The organism is Ideonella sp., assembly GCF_036277275.1.
In the GTDB taxonomy this organism is placed as follows: Bacteria; Pseudomonadota; Gammaproteobacteria; order Burkholderiales; family Burkholderiaceae_C; genus Ideonella.
The window spans coordinates 107,122-123,184 of sequence record NZ_DASUNH010000052.1 but is presented as its reverse complement, the minus strand read 5'-3'; the positions used below and the strand labels follow the sequence as shown (position 1 = coordinate 123,184).

14 protein-coding genes and 1 pseudogene are annotated in these 16,063 nt (G+C 66.9%); 9 read left to right on the top strand and 6 right to left on the bottom strand.

Annotated features, from left to right (window positions below; translation table 11 throughout):
• Positions 1-476: NUDIX hydrolase (locus VFY73_RS10085; RefSeq protein WP_329718220.1), on the bottom strand; the 476-nt coding region annotated here is incomplete at its 3' end.
• Positions 477-651: 175 nt separating this feature from the next.
• On the opposite strand from VFY73_RS10085, the gene VFY73_RS10080 reads away from it, so the two are divergent.
• The 3 genes from VFY73_RS10080 (at position 652) to fusA (ending at position 4,607) form a co-directional block, all read left to right on the top strand.
• Positions 652-1,563, top strand: coding sequence for an RNA 2'-phosphotransferase (locus VFY73_RS10080; RefSeq protein WP_329718218.1), 912 nt, complete (start codon positions 652-654; stop codon positions 1,561-1,563).
• Positions 1,564-1,615: 52 nt separating this feature from the next.
• The gene (locus VFY73_RS10075; RefSeq protein ID WP_329718216.1) at positions 1,616-2,071 is read left to right on the top strand and encodes a macro domain-containing protein; all 456 of its coding nucleotides are present in this window, start codon (positions 1,616-1,618) and stop codon (positions 2,069-2,071) included.
• A 472-nt stretch (positions 2,072-2,543) separates the two neighbouring features.
• Positions 2,544-4,607: an elongation factor G gene (fusA, locus tag VFY73_RS10070; RefSeq protein WP_329718214.1), complete on the top strand. Its 2,064-nt coding sequence runs from the start codon at positions 2,544-2,546 to the stop codon at positions 4,605-4,607.
• A gap of 50 nt (positions 4,608-4,657) precedes the next feature.
• Here fusA and VFY73_RS10065 read toward each other — a convergent pair whose 3' ends face one another.
• The 4 genes from VFY73_RS10065 to VFY73_RS10050 all read right to left on the bottom strand — a co-directional run bounded on the left by VFY73_RS10065 (position 4,658) and on the right by VFY73_RS10050 (position 9,672).
• The gene (locus VFY73_RS10065) at positions 4,658-5,734 is read right to left on the bottom strand and encodes a bifunctional nicotinamide-nucleotide adenylyltransferase/Nudix hydroxylase (RefSeq protein ID WP_329718212.1); all 1,077 of its coding nucleotides are present in this window, start codon (positions 5,732-5,734) and stop codon (positions 4,658-4,660) included.
• 25 nt (positions 5,735-5,759) lie between these two features.
• Complete coding sequence (locus VFY73_RS10060; RefSeq protein ID WP_329718210.1) at positions 5,760-7,457, bottom strand: NAD+ synthase; 1,698 nt, start codon at positions 7,455-7,457, stop codon at positions 5,760-5,762.
• Between the two features lie 11 nt (positions 7,458-7,468).
• Positions 7,469-8,656, bottom strand: a complete 1,188-nt coding sequence (gene pncB / locus VFY73_RS10055; RefSeq protein ID WP_329718209.1) for a nicotinate phosphoribosyltransferase — start codon at positions 8,654-8,656, stop codon at positions 7,469-7,471.
• Positions 8,657-8,814: 158 nt separating this feature from the next.
• Positions 8,815-9,672 carry a cysteine hydrolase gene (locus VFY73_RS10050; protein WP_329718207.1) on the bottom strand — a complete coding sequence of 286 codons (858 nt, stop codon included), beginning with the start codon at positions 9,670-9,672 and terminating at the stop codon, positions 8,815-8,817.
• Between the two features lie 170 nt (positions 9,673-9,842).
• On the opposite strand from VFY73_RS10050, the gene VFY73_RS10045 reads away from it, so the two are divergent.
• The 6 genes and pseudogenes from VFY73_RS10045 (at position 9,843) to VFY73_RS10020 (ending at position 13,983) form a co-directional block, all read left to right on the top strand.
• On the top strand, positions 9,843-10,520 hold the full coding sequence (locus VFY73_RS10045; RefSeq protein ID WP_329718206.1) for an NUDIX hydrolase: 678 nt from the start codon (positions 9,843-9,845) through the stop codon (positions 10,518-10,520).
• 4 nt (positions 10,521-10,524) lie between these two features.
• Positions 10,525-10,633 (top strand): annotated as a pseudogene (locus VFY73_RS10040) (ADP-ribosylglycohydrolase family protein); the annotation flags it as partial.
• 180 nt (positions 10,634-10,813) lie between these two features.
• A complete protein-coding gene (locus VFY73_RS10035) occupies positions 10,814-11,296 on the top strand; it encodes a Spy/CpxP family protein refolding chaperone (protein WP_329718204.1) in 483 nt (160 codons plus the stop codon).
• Between the two features lies 1 nt (position 11,297).
• Positions 11,298-11,672 carry a hypothetical protein gene (locus tag VFY73_RS10030; RefSeq protein WP_329718202.1) on the top strand — a complete coding sequence of 125 codons (375 nt, stop codon included), beginning with the start codon at positions 11,298-11,300 and terminating at the stop codon, positions 11,670-11,672.
• A 245-nt stretch (positions 11,673-11,917) separates the two neighbouring features.
• The gene (locus tag VFY73_RS10025) at positions 11,918-12,640 is read left to right on the top strand and encodes a response regulator transcription factor (RefSeq protein WP_329718200.1); all 723 of its coding nucleotides are present in this window, start codon (positions 11,918-11,920) and stop codon (positions 12,638-12,640) included.
• Positions 12,641-12,723: 83 nt separating this feature from the next.
• On the top strand, positions 12,724-13,983 hold the full coding sequence (locus VFY73_RS10020) for a HAMP domain-containing sensor histidine kinase (RefSeq protein ID WP_329718198.1): 1,260 nt from the start codon (positions 12,724-12,726) through the stop codon (positions 13,981-13,983).
• On the opposite strand, the gene VFY73_RS10015 is transcribed toward VFY73_RS10020, so the two are convergent.
• Positions 13,940-15,994 (bottom strand): hybrid sensor histidine kinase/response regulator, encoded by a 2,055-nt coding sequence (locus VFY73_RS10015; protein ID WP_329718196.1) that lies wholly within the window; start codon positions 15,992-15,994, stop codon positions 13,940-13,942. The two genes, VFY73_RS10020 and VFY73_RS10015, sit on opposite strands and share 44 nt — an antisense overlap.
• Positions 15,995-16,063: the final 69 nt, after the last annotated feature.

Below are 16,063 nucleotides of genomic sequence, written 5' to 3'. Positions count from 1 at the left end.
AGGCGCTCGACGGCGGCGGCGAGGATCTCACTGTGATCGAAGGCCAGCTTGGTCTTGAGCGCACGATCCACCGGCAGCCAGGCCACATCCGCCGCGTTGGCGCCCTGGCGCAACTGCAGCTCGGCTCCGGGGATCAGCGCGAAATAGACGTGGGTCGCCGACCAGCCGCGCGGGTCACGGGCCAGCCCGCCCCAACTGCCCAACTGTTCGAGGTACGGGCTGACCACGCCGGTTTTGTCCAGCAACTTGCGTCGTGCGCAGGCGAGCAGGTTTGCATCGACGTCGATGTTGACGAAGCCACCCGGCAGCGCCCAGCGACCTGGAAACGGCTCGCCGGTGTCGCCAGGCCGCTTGACCAGCAGCACTTCGAGCACGCCGTCTCGCACCGTGAAGATCACGATGTCGACTGTGGTGTAGGGCAGCGGGAACTTGGGCGGGGCTGGCGGTTTGGCCGTTGCCGTGGGCTTGCTGGTCATGTCTTCCTGGTCATTCGGAACGGGGCTGTGGCGATCTCGAGACGGCATCGGCGACGTCATCGCTTGACGATCCGCAGTGTAAGTTGTATTGTCCAACTTGTTGTAAGTTGCTCAGGGCAACTTATGACTAATCCGAAGAATCAAGAACGACTTTTCCGAGAGGGAGAACAACAAGATGACTACCAACAAGAAGAACAGCGCGGGCCAGAATCGGCTCGTGTCGACCAGCAAGTTCCTCAGCCTCGTGCTGCGCCACCAGCCCGGCCTGATCGGGCTGGTGCTGGATGAGGCGGGCTGGACGTCGGTTGACGAGCTGCTCGCGAAGTGCGCCGCAGCGGGCCATGCGCTCTCGCGCGAAGCACTCGAAGAGATTGTGCGCACCAGTGACAAGAAACGCTTTGCCCTCAGCGAAGACGGCGCCCGCATCCGCGCCAACCAGGGCCATTCGGTCCAGGTCGACCTGGGCCTGCCGCCGCAGGAGCCACCCGCGGTGCTGCTGCACGGCACGACGAAGCGGTTCCTGCCGTCGATCCTGGCGCAGGGGCTGGCCAAGCGAGCACGCCACCATGTCCACCTGAGCGAAAGCGCCTCAACCGCAACGGCCGTCGGTGCTCGCCGCGGTGAGTCCGTGCTGCTGAAAGTCGATGCCGGGCGGATGCATGTCGAGGGGCACGTCTTCCATCGCTCGACCAACGGCGTGTGGCTGACGGATGCGGTGCCAGCGCAGTACCTGAGCCCGCTGGTCGCGCTGTACCGCCCGACCGGCCCGCGGGAACTGGCGCTGGTCGAAGCCAGTGGCTTCAAGCGCTGGCCACCGAGGCTGCCCGATCAACCGATCTTCTATCCGGTGACGAACGAAGGCTATGCCATCGAGGTCGCCCGCGATTGGAACGTGCAAGCCAGCGGGGAAGGCTTCGTGACGCGCTTCGAGGTCGAGCAGTCGTTCATGCAGCGCTATCCGATCCACACGGTGGGGGCGGGCCGTCACACCGAGTGGTGGGTGCCGGCAGAAGAACTGGAACAACTCAACGACCACATCGTCGGTGTGATCGAGGTGATTCACCGCTTCGCGAAGGCGCACGCATGAATCGGTCTTCGATGAAACGAGTGTTGACCAAACATCGGGCGACGCAACTGCCATGAAGCAAATCACAGGCGACCTGCTGCAACTTGCACTGGAAGGTGAGTTCGATGTCATCGTTCATGGCTGCAACTGCCAATGCCAGATGGGGAAGGGCATTGCGCTTTCCCTCAAGCGGCTCTTCCCAGAGGTCTATGCGGCGGACTGCGCCACGGCCAAAGGTGATGCGGCCAAGCTCGGTACCATTTCCGTAGCACCCGTGAACCGCGATGGGGTCGACTTCTACGTCGTCAATGGCTATACGCAACTTCACTGGCGCGGCGCTGGCGTCAAGGCTGACTACGACGCAATCCGGAGAGTCATGAACGCGGTGAAGCTCGAGTTTTCAGGAAAGCGAATCGCCTATCCGAAGATCGGGGCCGGCCTGGCTGGTGGCGAATGGACAACCATTCGCTCCATTATTGAAGAATCACTCGCCGGCGAAGATCACACCTACGTCGAATACGACGTCTGACACAGACGTCATCGTCGAAGCGTGACGTCGCCCCCACAGCCGATGCCCCCACCGCTTGTCGGCGCTTTCGTGCGCGAGGACAATAGCGACATCATGAAGAACACCGCAGCGATCAAGGCGACTTTCGCCACCTGACACGCCTTTCGCTCGCGTTCGGAAGGCCGTGTGCCTTTCGGGACAAACAACCCCGGCCAGGCCACCGCCTCCCGGGGTTTGTTTTTTTCCAGAGTTCAACCATGCGCACCTACGACAAGCTGATTGCCACGATTCGCACTCGCCGAAGCGTGAGCCCCTTGCTGCGCCCGTGCTTCGGCCGCAACCACCAACTTTTGCGCTAGCCCCGGCGATTCTTGCCAGGGCTGGCTCTTGCCAACCTGGCGGCGGTGCGCACACCATGAACCGTGCCGCCGACGAGAAAAGAATCGCCATGAACTCGACATCCACAAAGAGCGCAGGGCCGCTCCCGAGATCTTTGAACCCCCTTGGGGGGCGGGCCGGGCAGGGTCCGGACCTTGGGGCGCAACGAAACCTACGCAACATCGGCGTCATTGCCCATGTGGACGCAGGCAAGACCACGACCACCGAACGCATCCTGTTCTACACGGGCGAGAGCCACCGCATCGGCAATGTCGACACCGGCAACACCGTGACGGACTTCGATCCGCAGGAACGCAAGCGCGGCATCACGATCAACAGCGCGGCGATCACCGTGCACTGGAAGGGCACGCAGATCAACCTGATCGACACGCCCGGGCACATCGACTTCAACATCGAGGTCAATCGCTCGCTGCGTGTGCTCGACGGTGCGGTCGTCGTGTTCGACGGCGTCGCCGGCGTGGAGCCGCAGACCGAAACGAACTGGCGCCTGGCGGACAACTACCGCGTGCCGCGCATCGCTTTCGTCAACAAGCTCGACCGTGTCGGGGCAGACTTCCTTCGCGTTGTCGCGATGATGGAAGAGCGCCTGGGCGTACGCGCGTTGCCGCTGCAATTGCCGATCGGCGAAGAAGCTGGCTTCCGCGGCGTGGTCGACTTGCTGACGATGCGCGCGTTGCTGTGGGACCGTGACGATGCGACCGAGCCCTTGCGTGAAGACGACGTGCCGCCTGACATGGCGGCGCTCGCAGCTGCACACCGGGCCCGGTTGGTCGAAGCGGTGGTCGAGCACGACGATGCGGCGTTGGCTGCCTACCTGAACGGCGAGGCGATCGACGTGGAGACCTTGCGACGCTGCATCCGTGCGGGGGCATTGAAGAGTGCGTTCGTGCCTGTGCTGGCAGGCTCGGCTTTCCGCAACCGCGGCGTCGAGCCCCTGCTTGATGCGGTCGTGGCCTACCTGCCAAAGCCCGGCGAAGCGGCTGGCTTCGAAGGCCAACCCGAGTCGGACCCGGCGGGCCCGTTCGCGGCGCTGGCGTTCAAGCTGGTCAGCGACGACCATGGCTCGAAGACTTTCGTGCGGGTCTACCGCGGCCGCCTGAAGCGCGGCGACATGGTGTTCAACGCGAACACCGGTCGCAGCGAGCGGGCGACGCGGCTGTACGAAGTGCATGCGGGCGACCACATCGAGCGAGACGAGCTGGTGGCGGGCGACATTGCCGCGATCGTCGGGCTGAAGGACACCTTGACCGGTCACACCCTGTGCGACCGGGCTCATCCGGTTCATCTGGAAGAGATCGTGGTGCCCGAGCCGGTGATCGACGTGTCGATCGAGCCGCGCCGGCAAGTGGACAGCCAGGGCCTGTCGAAGGCGCTGCAGTCCATGCTGCGCGAGGATCCGAGCCTGCATATTCGGCACGACGCCGAATCCGGGCAGACGATTCTTTCCGGCATGGGCGAACTGCAGCTCGAGGTGGCGGTCGAAAACCTGCGTTCGCGTCACAACGTGGACGTGGTGGTCGGCCGTCCGCAGGTCGCGTACCGCGAGACGATCACGGCGACGGCCGAGGTCCGCCACGTGCACAAGAAGCAGTCGGGCGGCCCGGGGCAGTTTGCCGACGTGCACTTGCGCGTGGCGCCCTTGCCGCGCGGCGAAGGCATCCGCTTCGAGAGTCAGGTGGTGGGCGGCGCGATCCCGCGCGAGTTCATCCCGGCGGTCGAGGCGGGCATTCGCCGCGCAGCGCAAGTGGGCGTGGTGGCCGGCTATCCGGTCGTCGACTTTGTCGCGACCTTGCTGGATGGCAGCCACCACGAGCGCGACTCGTCGACGCTGGCTTTCGAGCTGGCGGCGGCGGCGGCCTTCCGCGAGGTGGCGGCGTTGGCATCGCCCGAGGTGCTCGAGCCGATCATGGCTGTCGAAGTGATCACGCCGCAGGACTATCTGGGCGACGTGATCGGCGACCTGAACCGCCGTCGTGGGCACGTTCGCAGCCAAGGCCAACGCGGCAACGCTGCGGTGGTCGAGGCCCATGTGCCGCTGAAAGAGATGTTCGGCTACATCGGCAGCCTGCGCGCACTGTCATCGGGCAGGGCGCAGTTCTCGATGCAGCTGCATCACCACGCCACGGCGCCGGCCGGTGCCGTGACACAGTTGGCCTGACAGTCAGGCCATACAGGGGCGCAGTCCGCAAGGGCTGCGCCCCTTCCTTTTCAATGGCCGCTCGTCAGCCCGAGGAAGTGGTCCAGGATGTGGAAGTGGTCGTCCATGAACTGGTCTTCCAGGCTCAGTAACTGATCGATAGGCACCCACTGCACGCTGGCAGCGTCATCGCCGGCGCGGACTTCGGGCAGCTCGCGGTCGCCGAAGTCGAAGTAGTGGGCGTGGGTGATCGTGCGGCCGCGCTGGCTGCGGTCGGGGTGGTCGAAGGCCTGGGTGGCGCACAGCGATTGGCGCATCGACTCGGGCAGCAGGTTCAGCCCGGTTTCTTCATGCAGCTCGCGCAGCGCCGATTGGTAGGCCGTTTCGCGCTGCTCGATGAAGCCGCCGGGCATCGCGAACAAGCCCTTGCCGGGGGCCTGGCCGCGGCGGATCAACAGCACATGGCCCGCGCAGCGCAGCACCGCGTCGACCGTGACGAACACTGGCGGGTAGGGCGCGGTGGCCCAGGCGGCGCGATAGTTGCGCAGCATCGTCCATTCCTCGCGCAGTGCGTCGAACGCTGGCAGCGCGCTCCAGCTCTGCAAGAAAGCCTTCACAGCGGGCGATACCTGGTCGACCAGTGCGGCCAGCGTGCCGGGCATGTCTTCTCGCGACGACGCGAAGTAGGCATCGCGCAGCGACGTGGCGTCGGCCGGGTGCAGGCGATCGACGCTCAACATACGCCAGCCGGGGAAGTTGCGCAGGTAGTTGCTGGTGGCGTCCTTGAAGTGGCCGACCAGCGCGATGTCACCAGCGCGGGCGGCTGGCGGGCAAAGCGCTTCGACGCCCTCGCGCACCGCGACCGTCCAGCGGGCCTCGTCGTACCAGTCGCGCAGCGGCAGGAACTGCAGCTTGTCCTGGTCTTCCAGCGGCAGGCTCAGGCGGATCATCTCGGCGCGCTCTTGCCAGCTGAACGGGTTCTTCGGCGTGCGGGCCTGGAACGACGAGCCCAGCACGACGACGCAGCGCGGCGCCTTTTCCAAGGCGCGCCGCAGCATCGCCAAATGGCCGGCATGGAAGGGCTGGAAGCGGCCGATGCAGACGGCGGCGCGAAGGGTGGGGACGACGGCGGGTGGTGGCGTGCGCATGAAGCGGTGGTGGCTGGCGGTGGGATCAGTACTTGGCGGCGATCGGCATCTGCCGGCCGGTGCCGAAGGCGCGGGCGCGAACCCGGATGATCGGCGGTGCCTGGCGGCGTTTGTACTCGTTGCGCGCGATCATCTTGCGGATGCGTTCGACCAGCGCGCGGCCCTGCTCATTGGCTTGCAGGCCGTCGACGAACGCGGTGGCCTCCGCGTATTCCCACGCGGCCAGGCGTTCGCCTTCGATCAGCAGCTTCAGGATCTCGTCCAACACCGGGTAGGGCGGCAAGCTGTCGGTGTCGCGTTGGCCCGGCGCCAGTTCGGCGGACGGTTCCTTGTCGATGATGGCGTTGGGGATCAACTCGCGGCGGGCCGCCTCGTTGACATGGCGCGACAGCGCGAACACTTCCGTCTTGTACAGGTCGCCGAGCAGGCCGAGGCCGCCGTTGGTGTCGCCGTACAGCGTGCAGTAGCCGACCGAGATCTCGGACTTGTTGCCGGTGGTCAGCAGCAGGTGGCCGAAGCTGTTCGAGTACTCCATCAGGATCGTGCCACGGATGCGGGCCTGCAGGTTCTCGAGCGGCAGGCCTTCGAGTGGCCGGCCGAAGCTTTGCGCGAACTGTGCGCTGTATCCGGCCACCAGGTCGGCGATCGGGTGGGTCGTGAGCTCGATGCCGAGGTTGCGGCACAAGATGACCGAGTCATCCACCGAGCCTGCGGATGAGAAGCGCGACGGCATCGTCACCGCCATCACGTTCTGCGGCCCAAGCGCCTGCGCCGCCAGCGCCAGCGTCAGCGCACTGTCGATGCCGCCCGACGAACCGACGACCGCCTGGTGGAAGCCGCAGCGGCGCGCATAGTCCGTCAGGCCCAACACGATCTGCGCCTGGTAGAACGCCATCATCGGCAATCCGTCGTGCGAGACCGGCGGCGGTGCGTCGCCATCGCGTGTCAGGAAGCGACCGTTGTCGAAGCGCAGCGTGCGCAGGTCCTCTGTGAACCGCTCGGCTTCGAACACCACGCCACTGTCCGGCTCGACCGCGAACGACGCGCCGTCGTAGACCAACTGGTCGTGCCCGCCGATCTGGTTGACGTAAACGATGGGCAGGCCGTGGCGCTTGCTGGCGTCACCGAAGACCTGGTGCCGCTGCTCGCGCTTGCCGATATTGGACGGGCTGGCGTTGATAGAGATCACCAGGTCGGGCGCTGCGTCGCGCATGCGTTCGAACGGGTTCACGCGGTAGTCGGCGCCGTCGTCGTTCCAGCCGTCTTCGCAGATCATCAAGCCGACCTGCGCATCGCCGATGCGCAGCACCTTGGCCACGTCCGGCCCCGGCTCGAAGTGGCGCCGTTCGTCGAAGATGTTGTAGGTCGGAAGCAGTTGCTTCGCGTAGCGCAGCACCACCTCGCCTGCGTGCAGAACGACCAGCGAGTTCTCCAGCCGTTTGCCCGGGCCTTCACGGCGAAGCGGTGCGCCGATCACCCAGTGGAGCTGCGGCAGTTGGCGCGATGCGCTGCGCAATTCGGCCAAACCGGCATCGATGCGGTCGCGGAAGGTGGGCTCTTCCAGCAGGTCGCCGGGGTAATAGCCGGTCAGAGACAGTTCGGGAAAAATGACCAGCGACGAGTCGTCGTCGCGCGCGCGGTGGGCGGCTGCGATCATCTTCTGCACGTTGCCGGCCACGTCGCCGACGGTGACGTTGAGCTGAGCCAGGGTCAGGGTGAGCATGGCGGGTGCTTTCAGGCGGTCACGTTGAAGACTTGCCGCAGGTAGGCGAGGAAGGTCTGGTCGTCGCACAGCGTCTTGCCCGGGCTGTCAGACAGCTTCGCCACCGGCTGGCCGTTGCAGTGCGTCAGCTTCATCACGATGTTCAGCGGTGTCAGGCCCACATCGTTGCTGAGGTTGGTGCCGATGCCGAAGCCCAGTTGGGTGCGGTCCGCGAAGTGGCGGTACAACGCAAGCGCACGGGGCACGTCGAGCCCGTCAGAGAACACCAGTCGCTTGGTGTTCGCATCGATACGCAGCTTGGCGTAGTGGGCCAGCGCCTTCTCGCCCCAGACGAACGGATCGCCCGAGTCGTGGCGCAGGCCGTCGAACAGCTTGGCGAAGTAGAGGTCGAAGTCGGCGAGGAAGGCGTCCATGCCGACCACGTCGGTCAGTGCGGTGCCGAGGTCACCGCGGTACTCTTGCACCCAGTCTTCGAGCGCGGCCTTCTGGTGGTCGCGCAGCCGAACGCCCAGCGCCTGGTAGGTCTGCAGGTACTCGTGCGCCATCGTGCCGATCGGCACCAGGCCGAGGTCGCGCGCCAGCAGCACGTTCGACGTACCCTTGAAGTACTGGGGGACTTCGCGCTTGAAGGTGGCCACCACCTCGCGCTGCCAGTCGCCCGAGAAGCGCCGGCGCAGGCCGAAGTCGAAGAGCTCGAACGGGTGGCGCCGAGGCGGCTCGCTGCCAAAGGCGCGCAACAGATCGATCTTCTCGGTCAATCGGCGGCGGCCTTCGGCGAGCGTGTCGGGTTGGGCCAGGCGGCGGAAGTACAGCTCGTTGACGATAGCCAGCACGTAGATCTCGAAGCCCATCACGTGGACCTGCGGGCCACTGGCGATGATGCTCAAGCGCTCACCGTCGGCCTTGGCCTCGATGAAGCTGCGCTGGAAACGGAAGATGCGCAGGAAGTCGACGAAATCCGGTTTGATGAAGCGCAGGCTGCCGATGTAGGCAAGCTCTGTCGGCGCGAAGCTCAGGCTGCACAGGTGGTCGAGTTGGCGCTCGACGTCGGCCAGCAGCTCGGCCAGCGGGTAGGCGGGGGCGTTGCGGCAGACGAAGGTGTATTCGGCCTGTGTTTGCGGGTGCCGATGCAGCATCGTCTGCCACATCGTGAACTTGTAGAGATCGGTGTCGAGCAGGCTTTGGATCACGGGCTGCATGGTGTTCTTGTTGGGTTGAGTTGGCGGGTAAGCCCTTCGACAGGCTCAGGATGATCGGGCCCTTCCACAAGCTCAGGGCGAACGGGTGGGTGTGATTCGGGCAGTACTCCATCCCGTTCCGGCTGAGCTTGTCGAAGCCCATCGCATGGCCATCAACATCAATCGGTCAATGTCTTCAATACATCCTCACACGTCGCCAGCCTGACTCCCTTGGCCTGCATGTCGGCCAAGAAGGCGGCATGCTGTGCCTCGAAGCCGCCGACCGGGCTCATCGCATCGGTCAGTAGCACCACCTTGTGCATGTTGCCGCTGGGCAGGTGGGCCACGATGTGCTCGGTGGTCGCCTTCACGCAGTGGCTGCTGGCCTCGCCGCCGATCAGCAGCAACTCGGCCTGGTCCAGCTGGCGGATCAGCGCTTCGTTCAGTTGGGTGTGCGGGTCTTCGGCATCCGGCACTTCGGCCTGCATCGCGCTGTAGTGTTCGGTCCACGGGTTCTCGCCCTTGTGGACGATCTGCACGATGTCGAGCTTCTCTTCTTCCCAGGTCGACAGGGCGGCCTTCAGGTCGGCGTGCACGTTGTGGCCCCAGGTGCCGATCTCGCAATGAACCGGCCAGACCATCAGCGTGTAGCGGCCGCGCGCGTCCAGCTCGTCCAGGTAGGCCAGTGCGCGGGGCAGGGCGGCGGGGTCGCGCGGGCGGAAGGTGCCGGCGCGCACCTGTTCGGCGGTGATGCTGGTGAACGGGTTGACCGCCGTGCCTTGGCCGGTGCACCAGAAGCCGGGGTGGGCAATGTCGATGCGATGGTGCGAATCGAGCGTGATGCAGATCGCGTCGAGCGTGCTGCGGGCGCGGTCGACAAAGCTGGCCAGGCGCTGCATGTCGGCGTGGGCGCCGGCGACCGGCAGGGCGGGCGCCTGCGGAAAGTGCGTGACGGGGTCGATCGGGCGGTAGGCCTCGGGCAGGTCGCAGAAGTCGTTTTGCGGGTCGATGATCAGCAGCTGGGTGCGGGTGCTCATGGTGGAGAGTCCTTGATTCGACTGTGAAGCCAGTGTAGCTCAGTTAGTACAGTTATGCAACTAACATGGGTTTTCTTTCGGAAGGGACTGTTGATGTAGCATGAGAGCCACTTCGCGCGATGAAGTGATTTGTTTGTATCCAACTTGTCCAAACAGAATCGGCGTGAGTCATGCCCGAGTTCCCCGCCATCATCTGCACCGTCGACATCGCCTTGCTGACGCTGCAAGACGATGCCCTGCACGTGTTGCTGCTCAAGCGTGACCGCGAGCCGTTCAATGGCTCGCTGGCCTTGCCGGGGGGCTACCTGCATGCACAAGAAGACCAAAGTGCCGAAGACGCCGCCACCCGGGTGTTGCGCGACAAGGCCGGCATTGTCAGCCCCTACCTCGAGCAGTTGGCCACCTTTTCCGGCCCGGGGCGGGACCCGCGAGGTTGGAGCATCTCGATCGCGTACTACGCGTTGCTGCCGGCTGGCGTGCTGGCGGTCGACGGCACCGGGCGCCAATTGCGCCCGGTCGCCAAGTTGCCGGCGTTGCCGTTCGACCATGGCCGCATCGTTGCCGCGGCCGTCGAGCGTGTGCGTAGCAAGAGCCAGTATTCGTCGCTGCCGGTCTACCTGTGCGACGAAGCGTTCACCTTGCCGCAGCTGCAATCCGTCTACGAAGCGGTGCTGGGCGAGCCGCTCAACAAAGTGAGCTTTCGCCGCAAGATGGACGAGCTCGGCATGCTCGAGGCAATCCCCGGCGCGCAGACCTCGGGCGGCGCGCACCGCCCGGCGCAGCTCTACTGCCTGCGCCGCGAGTTCCGCCATGCGTTGTCGATGTTGGATCGGGGCTTGAGTGTCTGATCCAATCACCCTGGCGGATCGTTTCGCGGGCTGCCTGCTGGGTCTGGCCTGTGGCGACGCGGTGGGCACCACCGTCGAGTTCAGCCCGCGGGGTTCGTTCCCGCCAGTCACGCCGCTCCCATTGCCCAGGCCAGATGGCGCAGGACAAGCCGACTCCCGGCCGCGCGCGGCGGTCAAACCGGCGCCTTGACAAGAAACGAAACACGCCGATACCGCGGCGAAAGGACGCGGGGGGCTCCGGCCGGCACGATGGCGACACCTGAACTTCCCATTCGCCGTCAAAGGAGCCGACCATGCGAACCTGGATCAAGAACACCCTCATTGCTGCCCTGGGTGCGAGCGTCGCGCTCGGTGGCATGGCCTTCGCCAGCAACGTGCGCGATGGCTGCGGCTGGCACGGCCACGGCTCGATGAACGAGGCCGACTCGGCCAAGTTCCGAGAGAAGATGGTCGAGCGCGCCAGCAGCGTGCTGGAGCTGGACGCGACGCAGCGCCAGCACCTCGTCGCGTTGGGCGAGACGCTGCACGCGCAGCGCCAGAACTTCATGCCCGGCGGCACCCACCCGCGCGAGCAGTTGCAGGCGCTGATCGCCGGCGAGCGCTTCGACGCGACCCGCGCGCAAACCCTGGTGCTGGAGAAGACCGAGGTCGTGCGCTCGGCGAGCCCGGCGGTGATCGCCGCGATGGCGACCTTCTACGACAGCCTGAAGCCCGAGCAGCAGCAGAAGCTGCGCGACTTCATGGCGCGTCGCGGTCACCACGGCTGGAGAGGTTGAAATGTGGCCGCACCGGCCGGTCGGCCGCGCGTTGATCACGCTGGCGATTGCGCTGGTCGGTGGCCTGGCGCTGCTGCTGGACGCAGCGGCGCCGCCATCCGACGGCGGCCTCGTCGCCTGGCACGCCGTGAGCATGCTGGTGCTGGCCGCGCTGGCCTTCTGGGCCCTGTGGGCGCCGCAGATGCCGCAGGCGGTGGGCCAGGTCGTCACCGGCGTGCTGGGCCTGCTGCTGCTGGGCGGCCTGGCGGTGGCGGTGCAGCGCCTGCCGATGCGCGACGAGGCGACCATCTGGAGCGCCATTGCCAGTGCGCTGGCGCTGGCCGGGACCTTGTTTCTTGTCGGCACGCGCTGGGCGCGGCGCGAAATTCGCTGGTGAAGACGTGGCACACCCGGCGCTGGCGTACTGGCGCCACCCATCCGGGATGGTGGCGCGACCGCTTTGGGCGACGCCGGACGTCAGGATGCGCCAATGCATAGCCTGACGCCTGGACAGCCGGCTTGGCTTGCAAGCCAAGCCTTGGACCGGCCGCGCGCTGGCCGCGCGTGTAGCAATGCGGGGGCTGCGGCCATTGCAGCCCCCGGAGGGAACGCACGGGCCCCCGGCCGTGCGACGATAACGACATGCCCCGCATCCTGCTGATCGACGACGACGAGCACCTGGCACCGCCGCTCGCCACGTACCTGAAACGTTTCGACTTCGAACTTGCCTGGGCAGGCCGGCCCAGCCTGGGGCTGGCGCGCCTGCGCGAAGAGCGGTTCGACGCCGCCATCCTCGACGTGATGCTGCCCGAGATGGACGGCTTCGAGCTGCTGCGCACGATCCGCCAAGGCGGTGGCGCGATGGCCGACCTGCCACTGATCATGCTCACCGCCCGCGGCGAGCTGCCCGACAAGGTGGTCGGGCTGGAACTGGGCGCTGACGACTACCTGCCCAAGCCTTTCGAGCCGCGTGAGCTGGCCGCGCGCCTGCACACCGTGCTGCGCCGCCACCGCGTGACGGCGGCTTCGGCGCCGAGCGTGGCGGTGTCGCCGGACCAGCTTTGCTTCGAAGAGATCTCGATCGACCTGGCGCGGCGCGAAGTGCGCCGCCAGGGTGCCGTGGTCGAGTTGACCGGCACCGAGTTCGAGCTGCTGGCCCTGCTGGCCAGCGAGCCGCGCAAGGTCTTCAGCCGCGATGAGATCCTGAATCGCCTGCGCGGCCACGACGCCGAGCTGGCCACCCGCGCGGTCGACATCCTGGTCTCGCGGCTGCGCCGCAAGCTCGAGCCGCTGGACTGCATCAAGACGCTGCGCAACGCCGGCTATGCCTTCGCCGGTGCGCCGACCGAGAACGGCGCGAAATGAGAACACATTCGATGCCCTCCGGCGCAGCCCGGCGCAGTCCGTGCCCGGGCAACGCGAGCTGGCATCAGCGCTGGCACCGCCGCATGCGCCACTCGCTGGGCCTGCGGCTGATCGTGCTGTTCCTCGCGCTGGCGCTGGCGATCAGCTGCACCTTCATGTTCGGCATGCAGCGCGCGTTCAGCACCGGTTGGCGCGACGTGATCAAGCCGCTGGTGGCCGACTATGTCGACCGCCTGGCCGACGACCTGGGCAGCCCGCCGGACATCGCACGGGCGCAGGCGCTGACCGAGAAGTTGCCTCTATCGGTCGAGATCGACGGGCCGGTGGTGCACTGGCGCTCACCGACGACCCGTCCGCAGTTCATGGATGAGCACCCGCACGAGCTGCTGGTGCGCACGACCGCCGACGGCCACCGCATCCGCTTCGGGCTCGATTCGCAGGCCTGGATGCAGCGGCCGCGGATGATCGGCTGGATGACGCTGACGGTGCTGCTGATGCTGACGGCGGTGGCATGGAAGCTGGCACACCACCTGTTCGGGCCCTTGAAGGCGATCGGTGCTGGTGTCGAGCGTTTCGGCCGCGGCGATTTCAGCCAGCCGATCCAGTTGCACAGGCACGACGAACTGGGTCAGCTGGCAGAGCAGGTCAACACGATGGCGGCCGATCTGTCAGGCATGCTGGATGCGAAACGCGCACTGCTGCTGGCGATCAGCCATGAGCTGCGTTCACCCCTGACGCGCGCGCGGCTGAATGCCGAGCTGGTGCCCGAGGGCCCGGAGCGCGACGCGCTGCTGCGTGACCTGGCCGAGATGCGCGACCTGATCACCAGCCTGATCGAGAGTGAACGCCTGGCCCAGCCGCACGTCGCGCTGCAGCGCGAGCCGACAGATTTCTCGGCGCTGGTCGCCAATCTCCAGGCGGGGCCCTTCATCGGCAAGCCGCTGATGGTCGACATCCCCGCAGATCTTCCGGGCGCCGAGGTCGACCGCACGCGGCTGACGCTGCTGATGCGCAACCTGATCGACAACGCGCTGCGCCACGCCGTCGATGCACCTCAGCCACCCGAGCTGCAGGCGCGCCTGGCCGATGGGGTGTTGACGGTCACCTTGCGCGATCATGGCCCCGGCGCGCCGCCCGAGGTGCTGGCTCGCCTGGCCGAGCCGTTCTACCGTGCCGACGCCGCGCGCCAGCGCGCCACCGGCGGTGTCGGGCTGGGGCTGTACCTGTGCCGGCTGATCGCCCAGGCGCATGGTGGCAGCCTGCGTTTCGAGGCGGCCGATCCGGGGCTGCGCGTGGTGCTCAACCTGCCTTGGTCTGGAACAGCGCGTCCATCGCCTGGTTGAAGACGCCGAAGTCCAGCGGCTTGGTCCAATAGTCGGCAAAGCCGCTCTGCAGCGCGTGGCGGATGTCCTCGGGCATCGCGTTGGCTGACAGCGCGATGCACGGGATGCGCAGCGTGCGCGGGTCCTTGCGCAGCTGGGCCATCACCTCCAGCCCGTGCAGATCGGGCAGTTGCATGTCCAGCAGGATCAATGAAGGCGCGACCTCGGCCGCCTTGCGCAGGCCGCTGCCGCCGTCGGGCGCGCTGTGGAAAACCAGGCCGGGCCGGCGTTCGGCCAGCTCCTGCACGATCATCACGTTGACAGGGTTGTCTTCGATGTAGAGCAGTACCGGCTCGTTGCCGGGGGGCGCCGGAGCAGTGGCTGCCGCGGGGGCTGATGCAGGCAGCGGGGTGGGTGGAGCGGATGGCGAGACGGGCCGCGACACCACGATCGGAGGTCGGGGTGGTGGTGGCGCCGCTTGCTGTTCAACCACGACGAAGCTGCGGGCCTGGGCCGCCTCACCGTCGGCCCGGCCCAGCCACAGTTCGAACTCGCTGCCGTGGCCGGGTGTGCTGCGCGCCGACACCTCGCCGCCCATGCGCTCCATCAACGTCTTCACCACCGCCAGGCCGATGCCCACGCCGGGCACGCCCGGCTGGCGCTCGGCGGCGCGGTGAAAGGGCTCGAACGCACGCTCCAGCGCCTCGGCCGACATGCCGTGGCCGCCGTCGCGCACGGTGATGCAAACCCGATCGTTCGGCACCGTGCGGGCGCTCAGGTCGACCCAGCCACCAGGTCGGTTGTACTTGACGGCGTTGGTCAGCAGGTTAAGCAGCACCTGCTTCAGCCACAACGCATCGGCCTGGGCGGCCAGGCCGGGGGCGCATGGATCGCGCCGCAGCGTCACGTTCCACTCCTGTGCCATGCCTTCGATCAGCGGCAGGCTGTCGGCGAACAGGTCGTCCAGCGGCACGCGGCCCAGCGGATGCGCGGTTTCGGCCTCGCCGCCGGGGCGGGCCAGCTCCAGCACATCGTTGATCAAGGCCAGCAGGTGGCGACCGGCGGACTGGATGTGTTCGAGCCTGGCGACCCGGGCATTCGCACTTTGCCGCTCGCCGTCGGCCAGCATCAACTCGGTGAAGCCGAGGATCGCGTTCAGCGGTGTGCGCAGCTCATGGCTCATGCGTGCCAGCAGCTCTGACTTGGCCTCGCTCTCGCGCTCGGCCACCGCCTTGGCCTGGCGCTGCGCCTCGGCCTCGCGGCTGGCGGTGATGTCCCAGTTCACGCCGAGGCGGCGGATGATCTGGCCCTGGTCGTTGAACACCGGCACCGAACGTGAGGCCAGCCAGCGCGCCTGTCCATCGGGCAGCATCACGCGGAACTCGTACTGCGTGGCGCCGCGGCCGCCGATGGCGCGCTGGATCTGCTGGCTCACGTAGTCGCGGTCTTCGGGATGCAGCAGCTGCGTCATCTCGGCGATGGTCGGCGCCTGTGGCTGCGGCGGGAGGCCGCGCAGCAGGAACATCTGCTCGTCCCAGCGGCTGGTGCCGTCGGGCAGGTCCCATTCCCAGGTGCCGATGCCGGCGGTGCGGGCGATCAGCGCGATGCGCTGGTTGGCATCGCGCAGCCGCTGCTCGGCCAGCAGCCGCTCGCTGACGTCGATCGCCATGCCGACGAAGGCCACCAGATTGCCTTCGTCGTCGCGCACGGCCATGCGGCGGGTCAGCACCTGGCGCCACTGGCCGTCCTCGTGCCTGAAGCGTGCCAGCGCCTCGACCTGCTTGCCCTGCTCGCGCGCGCGGTGCGCGGCCTCGACCATCAGTGGCCGGTCGTCCGGGTGGATCGCCAGCATCATGTCGTCCACCAGCCAGCCCTCGGGCCGCGGCGGCAAGCCCAGCAGCCGGAAGCCGGCGGCATTGGCATGCACCCGCTGCGTGGCCAGGTCGAGCCGCCAGATGCTGACGTTGGACATGTCCAACGCCATGTGCAGCTGGTCAAGGTCGAAGCTCGGGTCGCGGGGCGTGGCGGTCATGGCGGGTGAAGCGCAGCCGTCGGCGGCTCGGGCGAGTTTAGGCCGGCGTCGCGACTTGCCTCCAGAATG